This is a genomic window from Mesorhizobium sp. M0062 (genome assembly GCF_040323125.1).
Lineage (GTDB): Bacteria > Pseudomonadota > Alphaproteobacteria > Rhizobiales > Rhizobiaceae > Mesorhizobium.
On the sequence record NZ_JAMYUO010000012.1, the window covers coordinates 67,557 to 93,019 of the forward strand.

At 61.0% G+C, this 25,463-nt stretch carries 21 protein-coding genes and 2 pseudogenes; 17 read left to right on the forward strand and 6 right to left on the reverse strand.

The window, feature by feature from the left end:
* Positions 1-3 precede the first annotated feature (3 nt).
* From NKJ64_RS16305 to NKJ64_RS16325, 5 genes are all read left to right on the forward strand, one after another.
* Positions 4-1,767, forward strand: coding sequence for a CoA-transferase (locus NKJ64_RS16305; RefSeq protein ID WP_352462936.1), 1,764 nt, complete (start codon positions 4-6; stop codon positions 1,765-1,767).
* Positions 1,768-1,782: 15 nt separating this feature from the next.
* A complete protein-coding gene (locus tag NKJ64_RS16310; RefSeq protein ID WP_352462937.1) occupies positions 1,783-2,631 on the forward strand; it encodes an SMP-30/gluconolactonase/LRE family protein in 849 nt (282 codons plus the stop codon).
* Between the two features lie 369 nt (positions 2,632-3,000).
* Positions 3,001-3,990, forward strand: a complete 990-nt coding sequence (locus NKJ64_RS16315) for a sugar ABC transporter substrate-binding protein (protein WP_352462938.1) — start codon at positions 3,001-3,003, stop codon at positions 3,988-3,990.
* Between the two features lie 9 nt (positions 3,991-3,999).
* Positions 4,000-5,034, forward strand: a complete 1,035-nt coding sequence (locus NKJ64_RS16320; protein ID WP_352462939.1) for an ABC transporter permease — start codon at positions 4,000-4,002, stop codon at positions 5,032-5,034.
* Positions 5,031-5,819, forward strand: a complete 789-nt coding sequence (locus tag NKJ64_RS16325; protein ID WP_352462940.1) for an ATP-binding cassette domain-containing protein — start codon at positions 5,031-5,033, stop codon at positions 5,817-5,819. The genes NKJ64_RS16320 and NKJ64_RS16325 overlap by 4 nt, the downstream gene beginning before the upstream one ends.
* A gap of 7 nt (positions 5,820-5,826) precedes the next feature.
* On the opposite strand, the gene NKJ64_RS16330 is transcribed toward NKJ64_RS16325, so the two are convergent.
* On the reverse strand, positions 5,827-7,068 hold the full coding sequence (locus tag NKJ64_RS16330) for an ROK family transcriptional regulator (RefSeq protein WP_352462941.1): 1,242 nt from the start codon (positions 7,066-7,068) through the stop codon (positions 5,827-5,829).
* Between the two features lie 224 nt (positions 7,069-7,292).
* Here NKJ64_RS16330 and tkt point away from each other — a divergent pair, with 224 nt between their 5' ends.
* The 5 genes from tkt to NKJ64_RS16355 all read left to right on the forward strand — a co-directional run bounded on the left by tkt (position 7,293) and on the right by NKJ64_RS16355 (position 14,068).
* Positions 7,293-9,353, forward strand: a complete 2,061-nt coding sequence (gene tkt / locus NKJ64_RS16335) for a transketolase (protein WP_352462942.1) — start codon at positions 7,293-7,295, stop codon at positions 9,351-9,353.
* Positions 9,350-10,939, forward strand: coding sequence for an FGGY-family carbohydrate kinase (locus tag NKJ64_RS16340; protein ID WP_352462943.1), 1,590 nt, complete (start codon positions 9,350-9,352; stop codon positions 10,937-10,939). Before tkt ends, NKJ64_RS16340 begins: the two co-directional genes overlap by 4 nt.
* A 201-nt stretch (positions 10,940-11,140) precedes the next feature.
* Complete coding sequence (locus NKJ64_RS16345) at positions 11,141-12,157, forward strand: substrate-binding domain-containing protein (RefSeq protein ID WP_352462944.1); 1,017 nt, start codon at positions 11,141-11,143, stop codon at positions 12,155-12,157.
* Positions 12,158-12,266: 109 nt separating this feature from the next.
* On the forward strand, positions 12,267-13,277 hold the full coding sequence (locus tag NKJ64_RS16350) for an ABC transporter permease (RefSeq protein ID WP_352462945.1): 1,011 nt from the start codon (positions 12,267-12,269) through the stop codon (positions 13,275-13,277).
* A gap of 2 nt (positions 13,278-13,279) precedes the next feature.
* Entirely contained in the window at positions 13,280-14,068 is a 789-nt protein-coding gene (locus NKJ64_RS16355) for an ATP-binding cassette domain-containing protein (protein ID WP_352462946.1), read from the forward strand.
* A gap of 80 nt (positions 14,069-14,148) precedes the next feature.
* Here the strand turns inward: NKJ64_RS16355 and NKJ64_RS16360 are convergent, their stop codons facing one another.
* Positions 14,149-14,670: a hypothetical protein gene (locus NKJ64_RS16360; RefSeq protein ID WP_352462947.1), complete on the reverse strand. Its 522-nt coding sequence runs from the start codon at positions 14,668-14,670 to the stop codon at positions 14,149-14,151.
* A 3-nt stretch (positions 14,671-14,673) separates the two neighbouring features.
* On the opposite strand from NKJ64_RS16360, the gene NKJ64_RS16365 reads away from it, so the two are divergent.
* The 3 genes and pseudogenes from NKJ64_RS16365 to NKJ64_RS30510 all read left to right on the forward strand — a co-directional run.
* Positions 14,674-14,982, forward strand: a complete 309-nt coding sequence (locus NKJ64_RS16365) for a hypothetical protein (RefSeq protein ID WP_352462948.1) — start codon at positions 14,674-14,676, stop codon at positions 14,980-14,982.
* A 175-nt stretch (positions 14,983-15,157) separates the two neighbouring features.
* Positions 15,158-15,712: an AAA family ATPase gene (locus tag NKJ64_RS16370; RefSeq protein WP_502902871.1), complete on the forward strand. Its 555-nt coding sequence runs from the start codon at positions 15,158-15,160 to the stop codon at positions 15,710-15,712.
* A gap of 479 nt (positions 15,713-16,191) precedes the next feature.
* Positions 16,192-16,416 (forward strand): annotated as a pseudogene (locus tag NKJ64_RS30510) (integrase core domain-containing protein); the annotation flags it as partial.
* A 174-nt stretch (positions 16,417-16,590) separates the two neighbouring features.
* On the opposite strand, the gene NKJ64_RS16380 reads toward NKJ64_RS30510, so the two are convergent.
* From NKJ64_RS16380 to NKJ64_RS16395, 4 genes are all read right to left on the reverse strand, one after another.
* Positions 16,591-18,279: a carboxylesterase/lipase family protein gene (locus tag NKJ64_RS16380; protein ID WP_352462950.1), complete on the reverse strand. Its 1,689-nt coding sequence runs from the start codon at positions 18,277-18,279 to the stop codon at positions 16,591-16,593.
* Positions 18,280-18,350: 71 nt separating this feature from the next.
* On the reverse strand, positions 18,351-19,928 hold the full coding sequence (locus tag NKJ64_RS16385; RefSeq protein WP_352462951.1) for a carboxylesterase/lipase family protein: 1,578 nt from the start codon (positions 19,926-19,928) through the stop codon (positions 18,351-18,353).
* A 297-nt stretch (positions 19,929-20,225) separates the two neighbouring features.
* Positions 20,226-20,816 (reverse strand): HD domain-containing protein, encoded by a 591-nt coding sequence (locus NKJ64_RS16390; RefSeq protein WP_352462952.1) that lies wholly within the window; start codon positions 20,814-20,816, stop codon positions 20,226-20,228.
* Between the two features lie 54 nt (positions 20,817-20,870).
* The gene (locus NKJ64_RS16395) at positions 20,871-22,187 is read right to left on the reverse strand and encodes an MFS transporter (RefSeq protein WP_352462953.1); all 1,317 of its coding nucleotides are present in this window, start codon (positions 22,185-22,187) and stop codon (positions 20,871-20,873) included.
* A 100-nt stretch (positions 22,188-22,287) separates the two neighbouring features.
* On the opposite strand from NKJ64_RS16395, the gene NKJ64_RS16400 reads away from it, so the two are divergent.
* The 4 genes and pseudogenes from NKJ64_RS16400 (at position 22,288) to NKJ64_RS16415 (ending at position 25,422) form a co-directional block, all read left to right on the forward strand.
* Positions 22,288-23,208, forward strand: a complete 921-nt coding sequence (locus NKJ64_RS16400) for a LysR family transcriptional regulator (RefSeq protein ID WP_352462954.1) — start codon at positions 22,288-22,290, stop codon at positions 23,206-23,208.
* 176 nt (positions 23,209-23,384) lie between these two features.
* Entirely contained in the window at positions 23,385-24,068 is a 684-nt protein-coding gene (locus tag NKJ64_RS16405) for an EAL domain-containing protein (protein ID WP_352462955.1), read from the forward strand.
* Positions 24,008-24,187, forward strand: a pseudogene (locus NKJ64_RS16410) (IS110 family transposase); the annotation flags it as partial. The gene NKJ64_RS16405 and the pseudogene NKJ64_RS16410, both read left to right, overlap by 61 nt.
* A gap of 1,073 nt (positions 24,188-25,260) precedes the next feature.
* Complete coding sequence (locus tag NKJ64_RS16415; RefSeq protein ID WP_352462956.1) at positions 25,261-25,422, forward strand: hypothetical protein; 162 nt, start codon at positions 25,261-25,263, stop codon at positions 25,420-25,422.
* Positions 25,423-25,463 lie beyond the last annotated feature (41 nt).

Genomic DNA, 25,463 nt, shown 5'->3' on the forward strand with positions numbered 1-25,463 from the left:
GCAATGTCCCTGGTCAAGTCGAACTGGCCGCGTTTCACTGATGTCGAAGGGCTGGCCGCAATGGTCGGCCAAGGCGACTCGCTTGGCGTCGGCGGTCACCATTTCGCTCGGCTGCCGATCGCATTACTGGGTGCGATAGCCCAGTCGGGCGTCAAGAATTTGCACTATGTTTGCTGGGCGGGCGGCTTGCCGCTCGAGCTGCTGCTCGAAGCGGATGCGGTGGCGGAAGTCGACCTCTGCTTCTCCAGTCTCGATATTTTCGGCCTGCCGCCGAGGTTCCGTGCCGCCGCCGAAAGCGGAGCGATACCGGTTCGCGATTGGACGGCACTGGCCATGATCCAGGCGCTGCGGGCGGCACAGCAGAATCTGCCGTTCATGCCGTTCCAGCTTCCGGAAGGGTCGGACATGCTGTCGCGTTTGCCGGGTGCGAACGCCATGCCCGATCCGATTGCCGGAACACATATGGGATTTATCCCGCCGCTGCGTCTTGACACGTTCGTCGTCCACGCACAGCGCGCGGACGAAAGCGGCAATGTGCAGATCATTGGGCCGCGTGCATTGGACTTCGCGATGGCGGGTGCAGCGCGCAAGGTGCTGGTCACGGTCGAGGAGGTCGTCCCGGTCGGGGCGCTGCGGCAGGACGGGCGCCAGAGCGTGCTGACCCGCAATCAGGTTTCGGCCATAGCGCTTATGCCGAGCGGTGCCTACCCGGCCTCGTGCCTGCCATTCTATGTCACCGATTATCAGGCGCTGTCGCAGGCATTGGCGGCCAGGGAAACGCCCTTGGCGGACAGTCTGCGGCTGCCCTCTGATGGCGTGCCGAAGCCGCTGCAAAAGGCCGCGAAGGTTCGCGCCAAAACGGCTCTCGCAATGCCGGCGCTCGCACATGGTGAGGAGAAAGCATCCGTCGACGAGATCATCGCCGCTCGGATCGCCGCCGAGCTCGACAATGAAAGCTTTGCCAGCGCGGGTGCCGTCTCGCCGCTGGCCAATGTCGCCTACCGGCTGGCAAAGGCGACGCACGCGCCGGACATGATCATCGCGACGATGAGTTGCGGCCACCTCGACATCGCGCCGAGCCCGATGATCCTGTCGCTGATCGAAAGCCTGGATTGCGAAACGGCGGCGGCGCATGCCGGTGGCGACGACACCTATTCGACCTACTATCAGGCGGGTGCCGTGACACATGAAATCGTCGGCGCAGCGCAGGTCGACCGGCGCGGCCGCGTCAACAACATCGCGCTGCGCAAACCGAGCGGCGGCCTGATCCGGTTGCCAGGGCAAGGCGGCATGGCCGATGTCGCCAACATGCACCGCGACTATTTGCTCTACATTCCTCGTCATTCGGTCCAGTCGCTGGTGGATGAGGTGGAGATCGCGAGTTCCGCCCGCGGACTACTGACCCCGGCAGAGCGGGAGCCGATGGGCTATCGCACCGGCCAGGCGCTGGTGTTCACCGATCTCTGCGTCTTCCGCCTCGACCGGATATCGCGGGAATTGATCGTCCTCGAGACCATGCCAGGTGTCACGCGCCAGCAGATCCGCGACGCCACCGGGTTTGCGGTGACCTTCGACGCCGATTGCGGGGAGGTCCCGCTGCCTTCGAGCGATGCGCTCGCTGTTCTGCGCAATCGCATCGATCCGCTTGGCCTGCGTCGCCTCGAATTTGTCAGCGCCAAGGAACGCGGTGCGCTGATCGCCGAGATCCTCACCGCCGACCGCGCGATGGTCGATCGCTGCATCGCCGCACAGAGATCGCAGTCTTAAGCTGAGGAGCGCTTCATGGCAAAGCCATTGCTCGACATGTCCGCCGCGCGCGTTTTCTTCGACGGCATCTTCACCAGCCCTCGCGTCGCGCATCCGGAGGGCGTGGCCGTTCACCAGGATGGGTCGATCTGGTGCGGCACCGAAACCGGCGATCTCCTGCGGCTGGCCGCCGATGGCGGCGCGGTCGAGCGCATGGGCGGCACGGAGGGCTTCCTGCTTGGCATTGCCTTCGACAGCGCGGGCAACTGTTTTGCCTGCGACCTAAGGCATGCCGCGATCTTTCGCCGGGATGCGGCGAGCGGGCGGATGGAGCGCTTCGCCTCGTCCGGCATCCGCGTGCCGAACTATCCCATCGTCGACGAAGCGAGGGGTTGGCTCTACGTGTCGGACAGCGTCGGCGAAGACAGTCTCTCGGGCATTTTTCGATACGACCTGAAAACGGGCGAGGGCGGCCTGTGGTGCGGTCAGCCCATGTCCTTCGCCAATGGCATGGCCATGGCGCCGGACGGCAAGGGCCTCTATGTCGTGGAAAGCAACGCATCCTGCATCAGCCGTGTGCCGATCCTCGCCGACGGCGCGGCAGGAGTGCGCGAGGTTGTCGTCGAAGGAGTGCACAATGTTCCCGATGGCGTCGCCTTCGCGCCTGACGGCTCGCTGTTCATCTCATGCTATGAGCCGAGCCGGATCTATCGCTGGCGAAAGGACAGAGGACTCGAAGTGCTGATCGAGGATCCGGCGGCGACCACGCTGGCGCACCCCACCAACATCGCCTTCAAGGGCGAGAAGCTCTATACCGCAAATCTTGGCCGCTGGCACATTACCGAGATTGATCTAGCAGCACTTTCAACATTTGGCGGCACATAATTCGCAAAAAAATGGAAGTGCTAATCTAAGAAATGTCCGATTGTTTGCGCGGCAGCAGGTTTGGTCCGCGCGATCACGCACCAATGGACAATCTGCCGGCGGCGCAAGGGGGGCCTACTCAGGCCAGACCCGCGCATCAGCTACCGCGGCAGCGGTTTAGTTCAAGCTGATTTGCCTAAGGGGAATCCCGCCGATTCAGCCTCAGAGCTCTCGGGCGGCGGATCAGCCCGATCGCATTTGTTATGTTTATAAATAAACAAAATTGCCCTGTAATTTAGATAAACATAGACATATTGCGCGAGGTGGCATATCGTCATACGGAGGCTGACGTCGGGAAGAGGCCTCGACACCCAGGGAGGAGATATCAAAATGAGATCGAAGCTGGCTTTGCACGCTTCCGTTGCGACCCTGCTTGCAGCAGGCTGCTGCGTCGCCTTTAGCGCTTTTGCAGGGGATAAGCCCAAAGGGCTGATGCTCTTTTCGTACCTCGGCGATCAAGCCTATGTTCGCCAGTACAATGTTGCCAAAGGCCGGGCGGGCAAGATTGAAGATGTCCAAATCGACGTCAAATCGGGCACCTCGCGCGGCGACGTTAATTTCTTCATTCAAGAGATCGTGAACGCTCCCGCTGAAGGCTACAAGGTTATCGGCGTCAATACCGGTGCCACCTCCAAGGAACTGGTGAGCGCACTCAACGATGCGACCAAGCAAGGCATCAAGGTGCTGTCCTTCGACGGAGCGCCGCCGCCGATCGACGACCTGACGGCACAGGTGAATTATGATCCGGTCGGGGCCGAGAAGGCAGTCGTGCAGGAGTTTGCCAAACAACTCCCCGCGGGAGGCGAGATTGGCGTCATCCGCTGTATCGCGGGCCTGGCGGATACCGACGCGTTTATCAATGCTTTCAAGGACGCGTTGAAGGGGACGAAGTTCAGCATAGTTGCCGAGGGCGACGCCCGTTGCGACCCAGAGAAATCGCGCACGATTGCCGAGGGCATGTTGAACGCGCATCCAAATCTGATCGGCATCTACGACATCTTTGACGTCTCGGCACAGGGCACGCTGCAGGCGCTCGAGGCAGCTGGCTCCAATGTCATCGTTGGTTCGGTCGGCGGCCAGGAGTATGCGCTCAAGGCGATCGCTGCGGGCAACAAGAACTGGAAGTTCACGGTGCCTTATCCCTTCGAGGTGATCGCCAGAACAGCCACGGACACCACCGCTGACCTGGTCCGGGGCAAGAACGTTGAAAAGGTTGTGGTGGTGCCGGCGCAGCCCGTCCAAACCTCGGAGAATGCTGGTAGCATGCTGAAGACGGTCTCCGACGTTGTGGCCGGCAACGTTGATGACGTCGTGAAATAAGCGCCACCGATGGAAGCGCATGTCGACAATGCGGGGAAGTCGCCTGGCACGGTGGGACGCCGCGACCACCTCTCTGTCTTGCTATGGCTGCTGCAGGCCGGCCCGATCATAATTCTCGTAACCCTGGTCGTGGCATTCGGCTTGCTTGCCCCGCATTTCATATCGGTGCGCAATCTCCAGAATCTCCTGGCCCAAAGCGCGATTGTCTGCGCCTTGGGCCTGGGGCAATTCCTCGTGATCCTGGTCCGCGGTGTCGATGTTTCCGTCGGCAGCGTTATAGCGCTGAGTGTCGTAACGGTTGCCACGTTGACCGGTGTCGATCAGCCCAGCTCTGTTGCGCTGGTCATCTATCCGCTTATTGGTCTGATTGTCGGACTGATCAACGGCTTCCTCATCGTTAAAGGCGGCATTCCGCAGCCCCTCGTGGTCACCGTGGCGATGCTTGGCATCGTTGCCGGTGTCGCCTTGCTCATCAGTGGCGGCAACACGCTCGTGGGTGTTTCGCCTGCCGTGCACTGGCTGGCAAACGGCAAGGTGCTGGGCATACCTGCCGGTGCGTTGATGGTCCTGATCCTTGCCGGGCTGTTCTGGCTCATGTTGCGGCGGACGCAATGGGGCCGCTGGCTCTATGCGGTTGGTGGCAATCCCGATGTCGCGCAATGGGTTGGACTTCCGCGCGACAGGCTGATCATGAGCGCCTATGCCATTTGTGGCACCACAGCGGGCATTGCAGGCATGCTGTATCACGGACGGACAGGGTCGGCTTCACCTCTTTCCGGCATCGGCTACGAACTGGACGCCATCACGGCGGTGGTTGTCGGCGGGGCAAGTCTCTTCGGCGGTCGCGGCAGCATAACCAATGTGCTGTTCGGCGCGCTCATCATCGCCACCATCCGCAGCGGCCTTCAGCAACTCGACGTCTCTCCGTTCTGGTCGTCGGTGGCAATCGGCATCGGCATACTGCTGGCTCTTGAGCTCGATGTCTTGCGCAAACACATCGAGACGCGCATTCGAACGCTGCGCGCCAGGCAGGTGAGCCAATGAGTGTCGCCTCGTCCGACAGCATTTCCAACATGGCCACCGATGCGCGTCTGGTTCTCTCGGTGCGGGACGCGCGCAAGGCCTACGGGTTCGTCACGGCGCTGGCTGGTGCGTCGCTTGACCTTCATGAGGGCGAGATTGTTGCCTTGCTCGGCGACAACGGTGCCGGAAAATCGACACTGATCAAGGCGATCACCGGCATCGTGACGCTGGATTCCGGTGACATCGAGCTTGACGGACGCCCACTGCGGCTGCGTTCGCCCGCCGACGCGCGTGCATCGGGCATCGAGACCGTATTTCAGGATCTTGCTGTTTTCGACAATCTGACCGTCTCCGACAACTTCCTGATCGGACGCGAGCAGACGTGGCCACGCTGGCTTGGTCCGCTGGGCTTCTTTTCCGCCGGACAAGAGCAGAGACAGTGGCGGGAGCATGCGAGCGCGCTAAGCGTCAGCCATGTCTCACCCTCCCAGGAGATCGGACTGATGTCGGGCGGCCAGCGTCAAGCTGTGGCAGTTGCACGGGCGGTGGCGTTCGCCCGCCGAGTGGTCATTCTGGATGAACCCACGGCGGCACTTGGTGTGCGCGAATCCGACGAGATATTGACGATGGTAAGACGCCTGCCGGAGCGAGGCCTGTCAGTCATTATTGTAAGCCACAACATGGACCACGTCGTGCGCGTGGCGGATCGTGCTGTCGTCATGCGGCAAGGCCGAAGCGTCGGCGAGATGACTGTACGCCAAGGCGTTCAGAAGGATCTTGTCGCGATGATCATGGGCGTCACCTGAAAAAGCGTCATCCGGAAATCCTGCCGCTTTGTGAAAGTGGATTGGCGCGGCCGATGGCAAGTCGATCGATGAGTTCCTCCACTTTCCCGAGGCTGAAGATATCCTCAAGCGCCAGATAGGCAGCGCCAAAAAGGGCACTATCCTTCTGCGGGTTGGCAAGCACGATCTGCAACTCGCGCGTGGCAAGTGGAAGGCATCGCTGGTAGACGAGTTCGCGGATACCCGACAACAGAAATTCTCCACCCTTGGCGAGTGTGCCGCCCACCACGATCAGGTTTGGGTTGAGAATACTGACGACATCTGAGGCGACTTCGCCGATCACCCGCCCAGCGCTGCGCAGAAGCATCAGGGCTTCCGGCTTCTGTATTTCGACGAGCGATATGACATCTCGTGCGTTCTCCGCCTTGAAGCCTTTGCTCGAGAGATCCCGGGCAATCGCCCAGCCGCCGGCGCGGGCTTCGACACAACCGAGCTTGCCACAGCGGCACAAGGGCGGGTTCTCGGAGTTGAACTGGATATGGCCGATGTCGCCAGCCGCGCCCTGGGCGCCACGAAAGATCGTGCCGCCGGCGATGATGCCGCTCCCGATACCCGTTCCAGCTTTGATGAAGAACATGTCATCGACATGCGGAAAGTTCTGGCGATGCTCGTGGATCGCCATGAGGTTCACGTCGTTTTCGACATAGATTGGCACATCGAAGCGACCGCGCAGCCAGCTGATGATGTCGAATTCATCCCACCCGTGAAGCACCGAAGGACCGACGACGCGGCCGCGTTTGAAATCGACCGGCGTGGGCATGCTGAGGCTGACTCCAAAAAGCGAGCCATGGCTGGTCCGGGCCTTCGCTGCGAGGATGTCGAACCCGTCGGCAATCTGCTCAAGGGAAACCGCCGGTCCGTCCGACGCGTTAAACGGTATTGTACTTTGCGAGATGACAGCGGGTTCGAGGTCCATGGCGGCAAGATGGATGTAGGTTTCGCCGATATTGGCGACGAGAAAGAAGCCCGCCCGTTCATTGATCCCCAGCACGCGCGTTGGCCTACCGCCACTCGGCATAGTGCGCGCCGTCTCGCGGATCAGACCTGCGTCGATTAGCGCATTCAGGCGCTGGGTGACGGTCACTCGTGACAATCCCGACGCGTCGAGCAACGCCGACCGGGACGTGGCGGCGCCGGTGGCAATCAGCGAGAGAATTTCACCGCTGTTTGCAAGGGCGGGATGCTCCGCCGTACCATTTGTCCTGACCATTCCGCACGTCCCCGTTTGCCCTGAGATTTAGCCATAAACCCACAGGAGATAAAGGTGTGTTCTCAACAAAGTGGCATACCTTTTGTATAGCATTATACAATAATACGTTGACTTGAGGATTTATCGATGGGTAAGAGGATGTCATCTGGAGAAACGGATGAACTTGCGTGGAGGGACCCCCGCTGTTCGGATGTTTCTCCGTCACTCGATCGACGGAGTCTCACATGTTGTCAGCGCAAAAGGACTTCGCCCGCCCGGATCTCCTGGCGAATGCCATCCGTGCGCTGTCAATGGATGCCGTCGAGAACGCCAAGTCCGGCCACCCGGGCATGCCAATGGGCATGGCCGAGATCGCGGTCGCGCTCTGGCATCGTCACCTTCGTCACAACCCATCCAATCCGGAATGGACCAACCGCGACCGCGTTGTGCTCAGCAATGGCCACGGCTCGATGCTGCTCTACAGCGTGCTCCATCTCACAGGATACGATCTCTCGATCGACGATCTGCGGCATTTTCGGCAGCTTGGCAGCAGGACGCCGGGCCATCCCGAATTCGGGTATACGCCGGGCGTTGAAGTTACGACCGGTCCGCTCGGGCAAGGCCTTGCAAATGCGGTCGGCATGGCAATCGCCGAAAAGACGCTGGCCGCCGCCTTCAACCGACCCGGACACGACATGGTCGACCACCACACCTTTGTCCTGGCAGGAGACGGTTGCCTGATGGAAGGCATTTCGCATGAGGCTTGCTCGCTTGCCGGAACGCTCGGCCTTGGCAAGCTGATCGTGCTCTACGACGATAACGGCATTTCCATCGACGGCCATGTCGAGGGCTGGTTTTCGGACGATACGCCCAAGCGATTCGAGGCCTATGGCTGGCAGGTCATTGCCGATGTGGACGGGCACGATGTCGAGGCAGTCGACCAGGCGATATCAGCGGCAAAGGCGCATGCAACCCGCGCGACGCTGATCTGCTGCAAGACCACGATCGGCAAGGGAGCGCCGACGAAGTCGGGCAGTCACGATTGCCATGGATCTCCGCTGGGCGCCGACGAAGTCGGCGGGGCTCGGCTTGCTCTCGACTGGCCGCATGCGCCGTTCGACGTCCCAAGAGAGATTGGCGACGCGTGGAACGCCTCGGCCAGAGGGGCTATCTCTGAGGCCGACTGGCGCCGCCGCTTCGAGACATACCGCGAGGTCTACCCCAATGAAGCGGCGGAGTTCGAGCGGCGAGCCAAATGCGATCTTCCCACGGCCTTCGCCGCCAAGGCGGATGCGTTCGTCGCGCAAACCGTCGAAAAAGCCGAAACGCTGGCCACACGCAGGGCAAGCCAGAACGCCATTCAGGCCTTTTCCGGCTTCCTTCCCGAGCTGATCGGCGGTTCGGCAGATCTCGCCAGTTCGAACCTCACCCTTTGGAAGGGGGCCGAGCCGATCACCTCCGTCTCGGGCGGCAACTACATTTACTACGGCGTTCGCGAGTTTGGAATGGCCGCGGTCATGAACGGCCTGATGGCGCATGGCGGGTTGCGCCCATTCGGCGGCACGTTCCTGATGTTTTCGGAATATGCGCGCAATGCCCTGCGGATGGCAGCGCTGATGAAGCTCGGCGCCATCTATGTCTTTACCCACGATTCCATCGCGCTCGGTCAGGACGGTCCGACGCATCAGCCCATCGAGCAGTTGGCTACGCTCCGGCTGATGCCCAACATGGACGTCTGGCGACCATGCGACACCGTTGAGACGGCGGTTGCCTGGCAGGTTGCGCTGGAGCAGGTGGCGACGCCGACAAGTCTCGCGCTTAGCCGCCAGAACCTGCCGTTTCAGCCGCGCGACCAAGCCCAGGTTCAAGCTGTGCGCAGGGGCGGGTATGTGCTGCGCCGGGAAGATGGCCCGCTGGATGCCGTCGTCATCGCGACAGGATCCGAAGTACAGCTCGCTGTCGCCGCCCAGGAGCAGTTCGCGAAGCAAGGGATCCAGGTTCGTGTGGTCTCGATGCCGTCCACCAGTGCCTTCGACCGGCAGGATGACGGCTACAAGGCCGAGGTGCTGCCGCGCGGCGTTCCCCGTGTCTCCGTCGAAGCCGGCGTGACCGACTATTGGCGCAAATATGTCGGCCTTGAGGGTGAATGTGTCGGCATCGACACGTTTGGCGAATCGGCCCCGGCCGAGATGCTCTACGAACATTTCCGCTTGACGGTCGAGGCGGTCGAGAAGGCGGTCTACAGGGCGCTTGAGAAACATCGCCGCGCTGTGTCGCCGGAGTTGGAAAGGCAGCAGGCGAGATGACCGGGACCTACGTTATCGGGCTGGATTACGGCACCGGTTCAGCTCGCGGCGTCCTTCTGGATGCAGCAACCGGCGAGCAGATCGGCAGCCACACGCATGCCTACCGCCATGACGTCATGACCCAAAGCCTTCCTGATGGCACGCCGTTGCCGCGGTCATGGGCGCTGCAGAATGCCGCCGACTATCTCGAGGCGACGGAAGAAATCCTCGGCGTGCTTGGGCGTGGCCGGGTCATCGAGTCGATCGGGCTCGGCTTTTCGGCAAGCTCGCCAATGCCGACCACCACCGCCGGCACGGCCCTTTCTGACCTTCACCCCGGCGAGCCTCATGCCTATGTCAAACTGTGGAAGCATCGCGCCGCACAGCCATACGCGGACGCGATCAACCGTCGTGGCGGAACCTTCCTGCGAAATTTCGGTGGCAAGCTTTCAGGCGAATGGCTGCTGCCGAAGGCCGCTCAGATCGCGGACGAAGCGCCGCACATCTGGAGCGAGGCCGGCCGGTTCATCGAATCCGGCGATTGGCTTGTCTGGCAATTGACTGGCCACGAAGTGCGCAGTCTGGGTTTTGCGGCCTACAAGGCCCAGTATTCCGAGGCGGAAGGCTATCCGCACGGGATCGTGCCAGGTCTTTCCGAAAGGCTGTCGGAGCCGCACCGTATTGGCACTCCGGCTGGAAGCCTATCCGAGCCATGGCGGATGCGCACGGGGATCACTGGCCGCGCGATCGTCGCAGTGGCGGTCATCGATTCACACGTCGTGCTGCCTGCGGTCGGGGCCGTATCGTCCGGTTGTCTCGTTGGCGCGCTGGGAACATCGGCGGTCTATCTCTTTTTGAACGAGCAGTTCCGTCCATTGCCGCCCGGCGTCGAAGGCGTGGCCAAGGATGGATCGGTCCGCGATCTCTGGTGCTACGAGGCCGGACAGGCCGGGTTTGGCGACACGCTCGCGTGGTTCGTGAAGGCCTTTCCGCGTGGTGCGGACGAGGCGGAAAGTTTCCGTATCTACAACCGCGAGGCAGCCGGGCTCGAACCCGGCGCCAACCATCTCGTGGCGCTCGACTGGTGGAACGGCAACCGGGTGCCGCTTGCGGATTCAGACCTCAGCGGCCTGCTTCTCGGTCTCACCACCGAAACCACGGGCGTCGGCATCTACCGTGCGCTGATCGAGTCGCTGTGTTTTGGCGCTCGCACGGTGGTCGACCTCTTCGAGGCCGGCGATTTTGCTATCAACCGCGTCATCCTGACGAGCGGGCTGGCCCAGAACAATCCATTGCTGGTGCAGATCATGGCCGACGTGCTGGGGCGCGTCGTGGAGGTTCCAAGCATTGCCCATGCAACGGCCGTCGGCGCGGCGGTTCATGGCGCGGTCGCGGCCGAACTGGTGAGCGGCTTCGCCGAAGGCACGGCCCGGTTCGGCGCGCGCACCTTTACGCCCTATCAACCCCGCCGCGCAGGCGCGGCCGCCTATCGGTCCCTCTACAAGAATTACAGGCAGCTCAGCGACAGCCGGACCGTACGCAACGCCATGCACGATCTGAACAGGGCGGCGTCGGACGGCCGGCCGGAAGCGAAATCGGTGGCCTGAACAGAGCGATTGCCAGCCTCGTCGATCTCTTTTGCGGAATCCCCCCCTCGTCGCGCAGAGCACGCCGATATATGGCGCCTACCACGGATATTATGTATGAAAATATACATAAACGGCGACATAATGTTTGACTGTATGCAAAACATATGCGTAACTCGGTGAGCCTTTGAGGAGAAGGGTTCAACAACTTGGGAGGAGTTCATGTCCAGTTTGCCTGTGTCCACCGGCACCAAATCCGGAACCATCGCGAAATCAGCCGTTGCGGGCCTGTTTTTCTTCGGGACCGCCTTTGCAGTGACCGGCCATGCCTCGGCTGAAGAAGTCATTGTCGGCCTCGTCACCAAGACGGAGGTCAACCCGTTCTTTGTGAAAATGCGTCAGGCTGCCGAAGCGGAGGCCAAGGCCAAGGGCGTCAAGTTGATCGCCCGTGCCGGCAAGTTCGACGGCGACAATGAAGGCCAGGTCACCGCGATCGAGGATCTGATTAGCGCCGGCGCCAAAGGAATATTGGTGACGCCGAACAACTCGACCGGCATGCTTGGCATCATCAAGAAGGCGCGCGATGCAGGGGTCCTCGTGATCGCGCTCGATACCGCGACCGATCCGGCCGACGCCGTCGACGCGACGTTTGCTACGGACAATTTCGAGGCTGGCGTGCAGCAGGGCGCCTATGCCCGCAAGGCGCTCGGCGACAAGAAGCCGGTGCTGGCGATGCTTGATGGAACGCCTGGCGGCACGGTCGATACGTTCCGGCACAATGGATATCTGAAGGGCTTCGGGCTTGCCGAAGGGGATCCGGCCATTGCCGGCTCGGCCATCACCAATGGCGCGCAGGACAAGGGCCAGGTCGGCATGGAAAACCTGCTCTCCAAGAACGGCGAGATCAATGCGGTCTACACCATCAACGAGCCAGCCGCCGCCGGCGGCTATGCGGCGTTGAAATCCTTCGGCAAGGAAGCCGATGTCATGCTGACCTCCATCGACGGCGGTTGCGCCGGCGTTCGCGACGTCAAGGCCGGCAAGATCGCCGCGACGGTCATGCAGTTCCCCTACAAGATGGCGGCTATGGGTGTCGATGCGGTCGTGGACTATGCCGCCAGCGGCAAGAAGCCGAGTGGATTCGTCAATACGGGTTCGTTCCTGATCACCGACAAGCCTATTGAAGGGATCGACTCCAAGGATACCGAATGGGGCCTCAAGAACTGCTGGGGCGACTGATTTCTGAATCCTCCCGGCGGGACCATGCTGGACAGGCCGTCGACAAGACGGTGTATCTGTATCGGCACGGTCCCGTTCGTTTTCGGCCCAACCCTTGAGGCAGGCAGACATGGCGACCGTTCCAGAGGGCACTATGAATTCGCCATCGGCACTCTCTTTCGGCAGGATGTCCAGCATTGCCAAGAAGGTGATCGGCACGCCATCGGTGGGCCCATTGCTGGTACTGCTTGCTTTCGGCGTGATCTTTTCGCTGACCAATCAGCGGTTTCTCGCCACGCAAAACCTGTCGATCATTCTCCAGCAGACGGTAATCATCGGCACCTTGGCCATTGGCCAGACCTTGATCATCCTGACCGCCGGCATCGACCTCGCAGTCGGAGCGATATGCGTACTGGGCACCATCCTAGCCGGAAAGCTGGCGAACAGCGGCTATGACCCGATCGCGGCCATGGCCCTGGCAGTTCTTGCCTGCACAGCGGCCGGAGTCGCGGCTGGGAGCCTGATCAGCGGCCTGCGCCTGCCGCCCTTTATCGTGACCCTCGGCATATTGGGCATCATCACCGCCGCCCTCAGGCTGATTTCGGCGGGCGGGGCTTTTGCGGTCACCGACGACTTTCTCGGCTGGACGGGAAACTCCATCCGCCTGAACGGTTTCATCGTGACCTACGGCGTCATCGTCATGCTCCTCCTCTATGGAATGGTCTGGTTCCTTCTCAACCAGACGCAATGGGGACGGCATGTCTACGCGGTCGGCAACAATCCGGAAGCCGCCCGGCTTGTCGGTATACCTGTTGGCCGGCTCCTCCTGTCGGTCTACGTCCTAGCGGCGTTCATTTACGGGATCGCGGCCTGGCTGGCGCTCGGCCGAATCCCCAATGCCGACCCCAATGCCTTGCAGACCGCCAATCTCGATTCCATCACCGCCGTCGTCATCGGCGGCACCAGCCTGTTCGGCGGCCGGGGCGGATTGATCGGCACACTGATAGGCGCGCTGATCGTCGGCGCCCTGCGCAACGGGCTGACGCTCGCCGGCATTGATCCGCTCTGGCAGGATCTGATCACAGGCATTCTCGTGATCGTGGCGGTCGCGCTCGATCAGCTGACCAGGGGGAGGCGGTGATAATGCCTGTCGAGCCGAGAGCGCCAGTGGTGACCACCCCGAGTGGCGTCATCCTCGAAGCCCGCAACGTGGTCAAACGCTACGGCCACGTCACCGCTCTCGACGGTGTCGATTTCGAACTGCGCGCCGGCGAAATCCTGGCGGTGGTCGGTGACAACGGCGCTGGAAAGAGTTCGCTGATCAAGGCGCTGACCGGCGCAATCGTCCCCGACAGCGGCGACATTCTGCTGGACGGCCAACCCGTCCATTTCAAGGGTCCGCTGGAAGCACGCAAGCTCGGCATCGAGACGGTCTACCAGGATCTCGCCGTTGCGGCCGCGCTCCACATCGCCAGCAACCTGTTTCTCGGCCGGGAACGCCGCCGCCCCGGCTTCCTCGGCAATGCGCTGCGCATGCTCGACAAGAAGAGTATGCGCGCGGAGGCGGAGCGCAGCATGGCGGAACTGAAATTTCGCCTGCCGTCGATCGGCAGCGCCGTGGAAGCGCTATCAGGCGGTCAGCGCCAGGGCGTCGCTGTCGCCAGGGCGGCACTGTTCGCCAAGAAGCTTGCGATCATGGATGAGCCGACGGCAGCACTCGGCGTGCGGGAAACTGGCCAGGTTCTCGACCTGATCCGGGCCATCCGCCAGCGCGGATTGCCGGTGGTCCTGATCAGCCACAACATGCCGAACGTCTTCGAAATTGCCGACCGCATCCACATCATGCGCCTCGGCAAACGTGCGGCCGTGGTCAGTCCGAAAACCCACACAATGGGCGATGTCGTCGCCATCATGACCGGCGCGGCGAAGTAGGCCAGGTTCTGGCCGGTCACCAGCCCGTCAAGGACAGCGTGAGCTGGAAATCTGGTCCGCTCCCATAGAGTGCGCCAAGGTCACGAATGCGGGTTTCGGGCTGCTATGGTGCCTGGTCCGGTCAGCCCTGCTGCGTCTTCTGCCGAATTTGTGAATGCGCTGACATACCGGTTGGCAGACGACCGGCGACCGGCCACGTCCGTGGCATCACGAGCCCGGCGGCCCGCAACAGACTGCGGCATTGCGCCGGCAGTTTTCTCTCCAAAGACTGTGTGAGCGGAAAGTACCGCCGCCAAGGAAGCGAATCCGTGAATTTGAAGTTCAGCGTCAAGATCTACGACAACGACTGTTTTCTCCGTCATGGAATGAGCGCCGCGCAAGCAGATGTTGCGCGCGGGATTGACGTCAGTCCGTTGCCTCGGATCGGCGATCGGGCCGGACGTCAGGCGCGCGATCGACGATGGGTTGGCCGAGCGCCCGCGCTTGAAGGTCGCCGGCGGCTTCATTTCTTGCACCTCAGGTACCTGGGACAGCCGGTCGCTCCCGCTTTCCGCGGCCAGGTTGCGCGGTGAGTGGCGGATGGGGCCGACGGCCTGGTTCAAGCCGTGCGCCAGCGCGTGCGCGAAGGAGCCGGCGTCATTGCTGAAATTCGCGAGCTGATCAATCAGCTCGCGGACAAGGGCATGGCGATACTGGTCATCGTCCTATCTGCAGGAGATCATGTCCGATCGAATCCTGGTGTCGCGGCTCGGCCGCATCGTCGAGGAGTTCCGCCGCCCACCGCGACTGACGCAAGGATTATGTACGCTTCGGTCACTCACGTCACCGGTTTGTTCCGTGCCAACAATGGTGACCCCGTGATCGCCATGGCGAACGTCGAACATGGCGTCGCATACCAGCTTGACTGTCGATGACGATCTGCGGAGTGGGCGCTCGTCGCCCTCGGGCTTGACCACACTACCAGCATCATTCATGCCTGATGTGACATCGCGGGAGTAACCGGAAGCGCCCCACTGCGGACGTTTGTGTGTTCCATCGGCGACCCATATGCTGACACGGTCGGGACGGCAGTTTATAAGTTCAATACCGATGAATGCTGACAGGATGATCGATCATAGTGGTGAAATCCTGATCCTGACCGGGCCCCCGGGTGCAGGTAAGACGACCGTGGCTGCAGCGTTAGCGACGTTGGGAGGGTCGCGAAAAGTGCATCTCCACTCCGACGATTTCTGGCACTTCATCAAGCACGGTGCGATCGAGCCGTACCTACCAGAGGCACATCAGCAGAACGTGGTGGTGCTCAATGTGCTGGCGAATGTCGCCGCCGGCTATGCCAAGGGCGGTTATTTCGTCATCCTGGACGGCATCGTTGGCCCCTGGTTCCTCGATGCATTCGATCCGATCGATAGCCCGATCCACTACATCGTGCTTCGCCCGCCGTTGGATTTAGCAATAAAGCGCTGCCGCGCTCGTGGCGGAAATACGCTATGCGACCCAGGGCCGATTACGGCTCTGTATCAACAGTTCTCCACGTTGGGATCACTTGAGCGTCATGCCCTCACAACCGAAAATGATGGTCCTGAGGGATTGCTGACGCGTGCGCTGGATGCACTTAAAGGCGGCCGGTTTCGGCTTGCCATATAGGGAAGAACGGAGATTCTCCATTCCAGTTGTGACCCGATTATTCTTAATAATCAATATGGTCCCCTTCAACGGTTCTGCATCCACGAGGTATCCAACGGCCGCGCTCAAATTGGTGAAAGCAAATCCGCCGCCGAGGCGGTATCAGCGCCCCCTCTACTATCCCAGCAAGTAGCTGTTGAAGCTTGAGTATTTCTGCGTCTCTTGATGTGCCCTGACAGCCGGGTGGCGGTTCCCGGCCTATCAAGGGCCAGTGCCTCGACCGTCCAGCCGATCCGAAGGCCAAGTCCCGCGGTGCGCGGACGCTAGGCACGGCGCTGGAGCCGACGACGAGGACGACGTTACTCTGATCGCGACGAAGGTGCCAGTAGCCAGCTCTCGCACCGGGATTCATTGACCAGCGTATCGGTGAAGTCGAAATCGTCGATGTCCTTCGCGAGACGGTTGCCAGCGCGGTCACCTTACTCAAAGCGGCTGTTGCCCATTGCCGAACCAGGCCATACACGCCAAAGACCAACGGCAAGGCCGAGCGCTTCATCCAGCCGCCCTGAGGGATGGGCATCGCGCGCGCCTATCAACCCTGAGATCGGCGAGCCAAGGCTCTTCCCGTCTGGAGCCGCATGTACAATTGGCACAGGCCCCCATGGCAGCTTAGGCTCAAACCGACCAGTCGCCTCCTTGAAACCGAGGACAACCTGTTGACGCTCCAGATCAGGCGCGTAGGACTGGAACACCATCGCAATGTCGCGATATTGGGTAGCACGTGGTGTCACATCGTGCTCACCGATACGCCCGGACGTCACCGACTCCTCCAATCCGGCAACCACGCGTAGCGCCGTCGTGTTGCCGCAGCCGACATGGCGCGGTTGCCAGTTGCGAGGTCAATTAGGCTTGGTGGGATCATCCAGTTTGTTGACCCTCATGATCGTCTCACGGTTCAACTCATCTCGCTCCGGATATTGGGTCTCTTTGAGTGGAGTTGCATAGCCGTCATGGAAGCGCATAAACGTGCCATCAACCGGTTGTGGCCATTCCGTCAGGCCCTTACCGTTGGGGTTACCCGTCTTCACGAAGTTGGCGAGGTATGAGGACATAGTGTCGGCCATGCGGAAGTCGGCACTCGTCCAGAACCTTTGTCCTTGCTTGTTGCGAAGAGAGTCGAAGAAGTACCAGAGGTCGGAGGAGTGGAAGGATCCGTAAAATTCGGAGTTCCTGCCGGGTGGGGCGTGGTTGAAATAGAAGGCGTAGATATTGAAGTCTTTGTTGCGCCTCTTCGCAATCTCAGCCGAAAGAAGGTAACCCTGCAGGTTGTAGTCCGCCTTTGCCCGCAGGCTCATCCGGTAGGCTTCTGTTGGATCCGAAGGACGGTAAACCTGCTTCCAGGCCTCGTCGTATCCCAGCGTCTTCATGGCAGTTGCAAGCTCAGCATCGTTCAGAGACTTGTCTGGCCCGCCGGTAAGCGAGGTGTACTCATCGGAGGTGCCGCCAATCATGATGTCGATGCCATCTAGCGCATGCGGTCTTAGCAGATCCACAGAATCAGTGGTGAACACGTATCCGTCGATCGTGTGCTGGGCAGGAAGATTGGTCGCCTTGTGTAGGGCTTCGTAGAGCTGTGTCTTGCCGTCCGCGGCGTTCGTCCTGATGAAGTCATCGCTTGGGATCGCGCGAAGGTCGGCAAGGCTCATCGGCTTGCCGAAAACCTGCTCGATGGCCTTGGCGTTAGCCTCCTCGCTTTCCTCGAGCGGCTTCATGGGAGATGGCAGAAAGCCGGTGAACCCGCTTTCGATGACTGCTCGGTGGAAGAGGCCCTTCGCGAGCGGTGACCGCAGCAGCATGGTGGAATTGCGGGCGCCTGCGGACTGGCCACCGATCGTGACGTTCTTAGGGTCCCCTCCGAACCCGGCGATATTGTCGCGAACCCACTGCAGCGCCTTGATCTGGTCGAGAATGGCGTAGTTGCCGGACACCTTGTTCGGGCTTTCGGCGTCAAGTTCTGGCAGCGTCAGGAATCCCAGCGGACCTACACGGTACTGGATCGCTACTACGACAATGCCTTTGGCCGCGAGCTTCGAGGCATAAAACTCCATTTCGGAAGCGTAACCGTGATGATTGCCACCGCCATGGATCCAGACATAGACGGGCAGCTTCTCGGCGGGATTCTTCGCTGGCGTCCAGACGTTAAGGTTCAGCCCGTTTTCGCTGACCTTCGGAAGGAACGCCGGATCATAGTAGAACTCGTCACCCCAGAACTGTCCCGTCGGGTTGGTGTTCGGATTCTGCAGCGCCTGATCGCCCCAGCTATCCGCCTTCTTCACCCCCTCCCATTTGATCACAGGCTGAGGTGGCTTGAAGCGGTTCTCTCCACTTGTCGGCGCTGCGAAGGAGATGCCCTTGAACACCTCGACGCCCGCAACGTCGGTCTCCACACCACTGACCTTGCCACCTTCCGTCGATACAACGCCGATGCCCGGTTCCCTGGCGTACCCCGAAGCCGCCGGTATTAATGCAGCCAGCATGATCACAGCCGCGCTCGCGGTTTGCAGGATGTGGTTCTTGTGTCCAAGCATGGGAACTCCTCCTCAGGTTAAGTCGTGAGCACCCCGGCGGGCCGCAGGGGTATTTTCGTTAGCTCGGAATGTCACTTGGCTGCCGCAGCAAAGAGGTCGCAGTGGCGGTTCTTGCGATAGTCGAGGTCCGAGACGATGTCGGTCTTGCCGCCCTCCCTGAAGACGATCCTATTTGGAGCGTTGGAAGAGTAGGGAGGCCATTCCACCGGCCCCTTCGGGCCTTCCGGGGAGGCCAGGCTGGTCCAGAACGCCCTCATGGTTTGGGCGAGCTTCTTCTGGTCCGGAGTCAAGCCGTGAGGAACCGTGTCCTCGCCCCAGATGTAGGGGAGCTCGGCGCTGTGCGGCACGCCGAGGTCGAAGGAGGAAGGAACGCTCGCATAGGAACGAATGGGAGCCGTGACGTCGGCAAATTCGTAGGCATGAACCGGCGTCCACTTCGACAGCGCCTCGATGGCAAGACTCGTCGGGCAGATGTACTTCTGCTCGGCGTCGAGGTTGCCCAGCGCCAGACCCGGCGACTTCTTGGCGTCCGCGCCATAGATGGCGAACGCCGCGTCGGCCCTCGCGCCCATTCTCGTCTTAACCTCGTTCTCCCACTGCGCCTGGTCGACCGGCTGGTCGACCAGATCGTTTGCCTCATAGATAAAGACACGGGTTTCGTCCCTGGTGTTGCCGACGATCAATGGCACACGGTTGAAGTCGCCGCTCCTGAAGGCCTCCATGGCAGGCTTGGGCTGGGCCGATCCCCCATAAACCGTGGCGATCGTCATCTTCGACTTCGTTTGCGCGTCAAGGATCTCCGCAGGCGTCTTCGAGCGCAGGCAGGCGAGCCTGTCTGCCGCATCCTTGCAGCCGATCGCGTCCGCGAATTTTTCGCCCGACTTGACCGCTTCCGCGTTGGATATGCTCGGGCAGTCCCGGCCACTCTCCATGACTGCCGCTTGAAAGAGACCCTTCGCCTCCGGCGAGGCCACCGCATAGCAGACACCGCGCGCGCCGGCCGACTGTCCAGCGATCGTCACCCTGTCGGGGTTGCCGCCGAAGGCGGAGATGTTCTTCTTCACCCAGCGAAGAGCTTCGAGCTTGTCGAGGTCGCCGTAGTTGCCGCTGCTTTGTCCGTCCTTGGATTCCTTGTTCAGTTCGGGAAGCGCCAGGAAGCCTAGTGCACCGAGCCTGTAGTTGACCGTCACAACGACGTTTCCAGCGGCGGCCAGTTCACGAGGATCCCAGTCCGTCTTCGCGCCGTTCACTGATCCGCCACCGTGAAAGCCGACGAACACCGGAAGATTGGAGCCATCGGAAGCCGGAACGTAGACGTTGAGCGTCAGGCAGTCCTCGGTCCAGCTTGCCGTCTTGTCAGGCCTCCAGAAGATCGCCTTCTGGACGCATTCGCCCCCCGCGCTGCTTGCTTGGACTGGCTGCTGGAAGGCTGCCACAGGTTCGGGGGCAGCCCATCGCAGGTTGCCAATAGGGGGCTTGGCATAGGGAATACCCTGGTAGAGCATCAAATCTCCATCCCTGCCGCCGACGATCTGCCCGACAGGCGCTATGACTGTCTGGGAGACAGCCGCGCTGGTGAGTCCAGATGCCGCTGCGAACGACAGTGAAGCTACCGCAAAGGCGGTCCATGTGCGTTGGTTTGGTCGCATCCGAGTCTCCTATTGCTGATTACGGGCTGCCGGACGGGCTCATGTCCGGCAGCCATGCGTCTTGTTGTCGTCTGGAAGGTCGCCCACCTTGTTGAGGATGATGGTCCCGAACTCGCAGAGCGTGTTGCCTGCCGCGTTAGTTCAGCCACCTTCCGCGATGACGCCTCGTCCACAAGCGGATCCACGCGCGACCCACTCTGCACAATCGCCTTCTCGAACAGTCCTTTCGCTGCGGGAGCGCCCGTGAGGGCCTGCATCTTGTTTGTCATGAATTCCTCCCTTTTCTGTCGGCGCGGGTTAGCGGCTTCTGAGATTTCCGGCCAGGCCTTCCATCGTATCTTCGCGGATCAGGCCGAGCGCTCCGGCAACGTGCCACCAACCGTGGTCGGCCTGCCGGACGATCATGCATTCCGTGCTGACACCTATATGATCGCCTTCAAAGGAATGCCCGACGGCAATGTGGGCCACCTCGTCAGGCAAGCCGACGACAAGACAGACATGCATGCCGAAGACAGAATGACGGAAGGTCGGAGCGCCCGCCTGGGCTGGTGCCTCGGCCCAGCGCTTGCGGTTGCTTTCGTCGAACTCATAGGGTTTGCCAACATCATGGCAGGCCGCCCCCGCGAGTAGAATGTCCCAGTCGATTGCCACTCCCGGATAAGTCTCCTGGAAGTCCCGCGCGACGACGCGGGCATAGCGGAACACGCCCCGCACGTGATCCGACTGTGTTCCCCTCTTGAATGCCGGGGACCCCGGATTGCCATCCGGGGGTATGTCGGTGATGCGGTGAAAGCCTGAGCAGCAGAGCGCATAGCTCCAGGCATCGATTACCTTCTCCCGAAGGTCGGGGGCCTGGATGAGCGAGATCTCGGGGAAATCCTCGCTCACCCAACGCCGAGCTTCTTCGGTGACCGGGCGCCTCAAAAGTGGCGTAGTGGTAGTTCATGCTCGTACCATGTCCTGTGGAAGTCGGGTCAAGTCGGCTTCTGGACTGAATTCCGGTTCGATCGGCTTGCGGGTCAATGTCAGCGTGGCGACGGCGCCGACCAAGAGCAACGCAGCAGCGACGCCGAAGGCCCAGTCATAGCCGCCGGTGGCGGCCACGACATAACCAGTGATGATCGGAGCAATGAGACCAAAAAGGTTGCCGCCGAGCGCGGTGATGGCGATGACGCGGGATACGTCGGCCGGATTTCGCAGCAGATCGCTCGCAAGCGAGAAGTTGAGGCCGGCGCCCGTGGTCGACCCAGTCAGTACCAGAGTCAGCACCAGAAGCAGTTCCCAGAGATCGTGGACAATGGGGGCGTACAGGATGAGCAGGGACAGGACCGCCATCGCGGCGATGAAATTCCGCCGACGGCCGGCGCGCACGCCTTCAGAAGAGAGGAGCTTGTCGCTCGCCCAGGCAATCGCCGCCCCGAGCACGAGGGTAATGAAGTAAGGGACGGCGGTTAGGTACCCGGTGTTCATCGTCGACAGTTCGTGGGTCGACTGGAGGAAGCTGGGAAGCCAGGTCAAAAAGAGATAGGCGGTGTAGACGAGGCAGGCTTGGGTGGTGACGAGACCCCAGATGCTTCTTTGGGATAGCAGGTAGCGAAGTGTAGAAGGCGGAGCGGCGGCGACGGGAGTGGTCTGCCTCTCGTCGCCATCGCGTTCGCGGATGATCTTCTGACGTTCTGCCTGCGACAGCCAATTGGCTTTGCCTGGTGATGCAAACCAGATGAGCCACGCGGCGAGCCAGACGTAACCAACGATGCCGAGGACGACGAAGGCCGCGCGCCAGCCAGCGTATTCGACAAGACCGGCCGTGGCGATGGCGCCGATAGCCGGACCGGCCGAAGAGCCGCCGTTGAACAGCGTCGTTACGAGACCGCGCTCCTTCTGCGGAAACCAGTCGCGAATGATCCGGCCGCAGGCTGGAAAGGTGGACGCCTCACTCGCGCCCATTACCAGGCGGGCAAAGAAGATGGAGGCAAAACCGCTCGTCGCGGCCGTCAAAGCGGTTGCCGCAGACCAGATCGCAATGCCGCCGCCGACTATGCGCTTTGGGCCTACTCGCTCTACGAGCAGCCCCAATGGGATGAGGCAGATCACGTAGGTCCACAAGAAACCAGAGAACAGATACCCCATTTGCACGGGGCTGAACCCGAATTCGGCAGCGATGGGTTTAGACGCGACTGACAACGCAATGCGGTCGACATAGTTGATGACCACCGCCGTGAAAATGAGGAGTGCAATCCATATGCGTCGTCTGTTCATCCGGGCTCCTCCCTTGAAACCGTGAACTGCTCCGCATATTCAAGTCATAGGTTCGTTTCGTCCAATTGGTTTGAATCGTCCGCTCAGATAGGTTTTCTCAATGAGTCGTCCATCGGTGCCACAACTGGAGGCATTCTTCTGGACAGCCGAGCTAGGAAGCGTCCAGCGGGCGGCGGAGGTGCTAAACGTAACCCAGCCCACATTGTCCCTCCGGTTGAAGCAGGTTGAAGCGACCGTACGCTCGCCGCTTTTGGAGAGACATGGGCGGGGGCTTCGTATGACACGCCATGGGCAGGCTTATCTGGCTCGGGTGAAGATCGTCCTTGATGCCTACAACTCGCTGCTTATCCGATCGGAGGTTCCGGATATCGGGGGCTCGATGCGGATCGGCATGGCCGAAGGTTTTGCGGTCGCGTGCATGGCGGCGATGGTTCAGGATCTGCAGGCCGACTTTCCTCAACTGCGCCCGGAATGGGTGGTCGCGACGAGCGCTGGCCTGGAACAGCTACTAGCGGACGGCCATCTGGATCTAGCGATCTTGGTGGACCCGCTAAGCCTGAAGGGAATTCGCCTTTCGGCGCTGGGTGCCCAGCCGAACGGATGGGCGGCTCCGGCGGCGTTCGGCGAAATCAAGGCCACCCCGAGAAATCTTGCGAAGCTTACGGTGGTAGCGACCCCGCCGCCGACGGCGATGTATCGCGCAACGCTCGCCTGGTTTGCCGAGGACAAGGTCACTCCGCGGCAAGTATGCGTCTGTTCCAGCCTGAATGCTGCATTGCAGCTAGTTGCTGCTGGGCTAGGAGTTGGCATCTTTCCGGAGAAGGTGATCGAGGCGTTTCCGGTTCAGCCTGCTCTTCAGAAGCTGAGCCCTGAACCCACTCTCCGAGATGGGCACGTATATCTCGCTGACCGACTTTCTGCTGACGAATGGAGGACCGCATCGCTGCTGCGAACGATCGAGCGAACCTGCGACAGGCTGGGGTACTTTGAAGCGCGGACTGAAACCGGTGGGCCACGCTGATGGTGGACCGTACTCAACGTGTTTGGATGGAAGATGACTGCACTCGACCTCCGTTTCGGCGAGAGTATCCACAACAACGACTGGATTCTGCACCATAGCTTGAGCGCCATCGCCCGGAGCAATGTCCTTCCGATGCCGGTTTCCGCCGTAACGAGCTTGGTGTCTGAGGAAGACAGATGGCTTACGAGGGGCTGGATCAAGTATGGTTCCGGAAGGGTCTTGGCGAGCGTTTAAAGCTTCTCGTTCCCATCCTCGAGCCCGGCGACATCATCGTCCTGGACGACCTCGGCTCGCACAGAGCAAGGTCGTCCGCCGCGCCCCCTGGTGAGCCGGTGCTATTCCTTCTGCCGAATTACTTGCCCGACCTAAACGCCGTCTTCGCCAGAGCCAAGCAAGCACGCTGCGCAAGGCTGCAATCGAACAGTGACGCGTTCTATCAACCAATCCTGCGCCTTGACACCCGCGCGATCGTCGGCGTCGAGGCGCTGTGCCGCCCTCGCAAGCCCGATGGCGAGATTGTTTCGGCCGGTGCTTTTCACCAGCCGACCTCCGATGTCAGCGTCGCCTCGCATCTGACGGAGCGCATGATGGCGATCGTCGCAGCGGACGCGCGCTCGTGGCTGCATCAAGGAATTCCGCTGCAGCATGTCGGCATCAATATTTCTTCAGCAGATTTTCACAGCGGAACCCTCTATGGGCGTCTTGAAGCGGCGTTTGGGCGAGAGAACGTTCCGTTGAAGCATATCATTCTGGAGGTTACGGAGTCGGTTTATCTCGGCCAGCGCGATCCAATCAGGCGCTCGCCAAACGCTCCTGCCACCGCAAGGCTTGCGTGGCTGTGGCGCGCAACCTGGCGGTGATCATGCACGCCATGTGGAGCGACGGCACGTTCTTTGTCGGCGATCCGGCGGCAAGCCAGGCGGATGCCGGCCGGCGTGCCCATGACAAGGCCCGCAAGCTGCTCGCAGCGCATCGATGAGCAGAACACCGAGAGTTGGAACGCATGGCGCCGGCACGCTGACGGGCGCCATCCGACACAAGAGATCCGCTCCGGCGGATGAGGACCAGGAACGACGGAACGAACGTTATCATGCCTGCGGCCGCGCCGATCGCGAGACGGCCGGACCGCGCCGGATTGCCTGTGACGCTGCTCCGTCACTCCGATGGAAAACTGCGCCACCACGGCTCCAGTGCTGCGAATAAGCAGCGCAACTACCCCGTCGCAGAGCACGGAAGACTGCAACGCGCATCGGACCTCGACGCAAGAGTACGGGATCGGGGTGTAGCGCATAGAATAGTGCATTATCGTAGATTTGAGGAGGAAAGACGACGGCAATCAAGTCTCGCAAAATGCGACCGATTAAGATGGAAGATAAAAGGGCGAACATTGTGATCGGCGGTTGTTCTTGCAGATTTTTTGCGCCATCGGAACATTGTGAGGTTTTGCCGCAATGTGCACTTCGATGGTACATAATTGTATTGGTTAAACGATTTACAGCGTGCCCCTCAATGGCGATCGCGACTGCCCGCGGATATTGTGGAAGCGGTTCTGCACCGCTGTCAGGTTTGGCCCCTTGGATGGCTGCCTCGCTGACATGAGGGCAGCCTGCACCCTGGTCCACCAGGAATCTTTGACCGGCAGGGGAACAATCGCGAGACGCTGGAGCGCGAAGCGAAGGTTTTGGGGAACGGTAGGTAGCCAATGCCAGAGTACAACGTGGAGGAATGGCAGGGAGAGGAGTGTGTCTCATCTCACGCCATTACGGCGGATCACCCGCTGTCAGCGGTTGAGAAAGTTACTGGTCAACGAGTGTCGCCCAGGGCGCTCCAGGAGCATTGGTTCCGTGTCGTCGATGAGGATGCGCGGAGCACGAATGCAGTCTCAAGGATGGCGTGCACAGGGACTTCGCCAAATGACGAGAATTGCGGACCTTGGACCACCTAAGCCCGGCAAGCCTCACGAGCCGAAGGCGGACGGCCAAGACCATTTTCACACATGCCCCTTGCGAACAGACGAGGCTTTATGGATCGGGGTCACCGACGAACAGCGCGATGTATTCCGAGCCCTCAAATGCGATTTCGATCTCCTCCGATGTGCAATCCTGGCCAACGACGCTCGGCATTCTTAGTTGCCGTCAACATCTCGCCGAGCAATTCGTCAACGCCGATCAGCCCAAGGCCATTCTGGCCGCGCTGGTTCACAGCGACCTGTGACCGGAACGTCTGGAGCTTGCGCTGCGACAGGGTCGGCGATC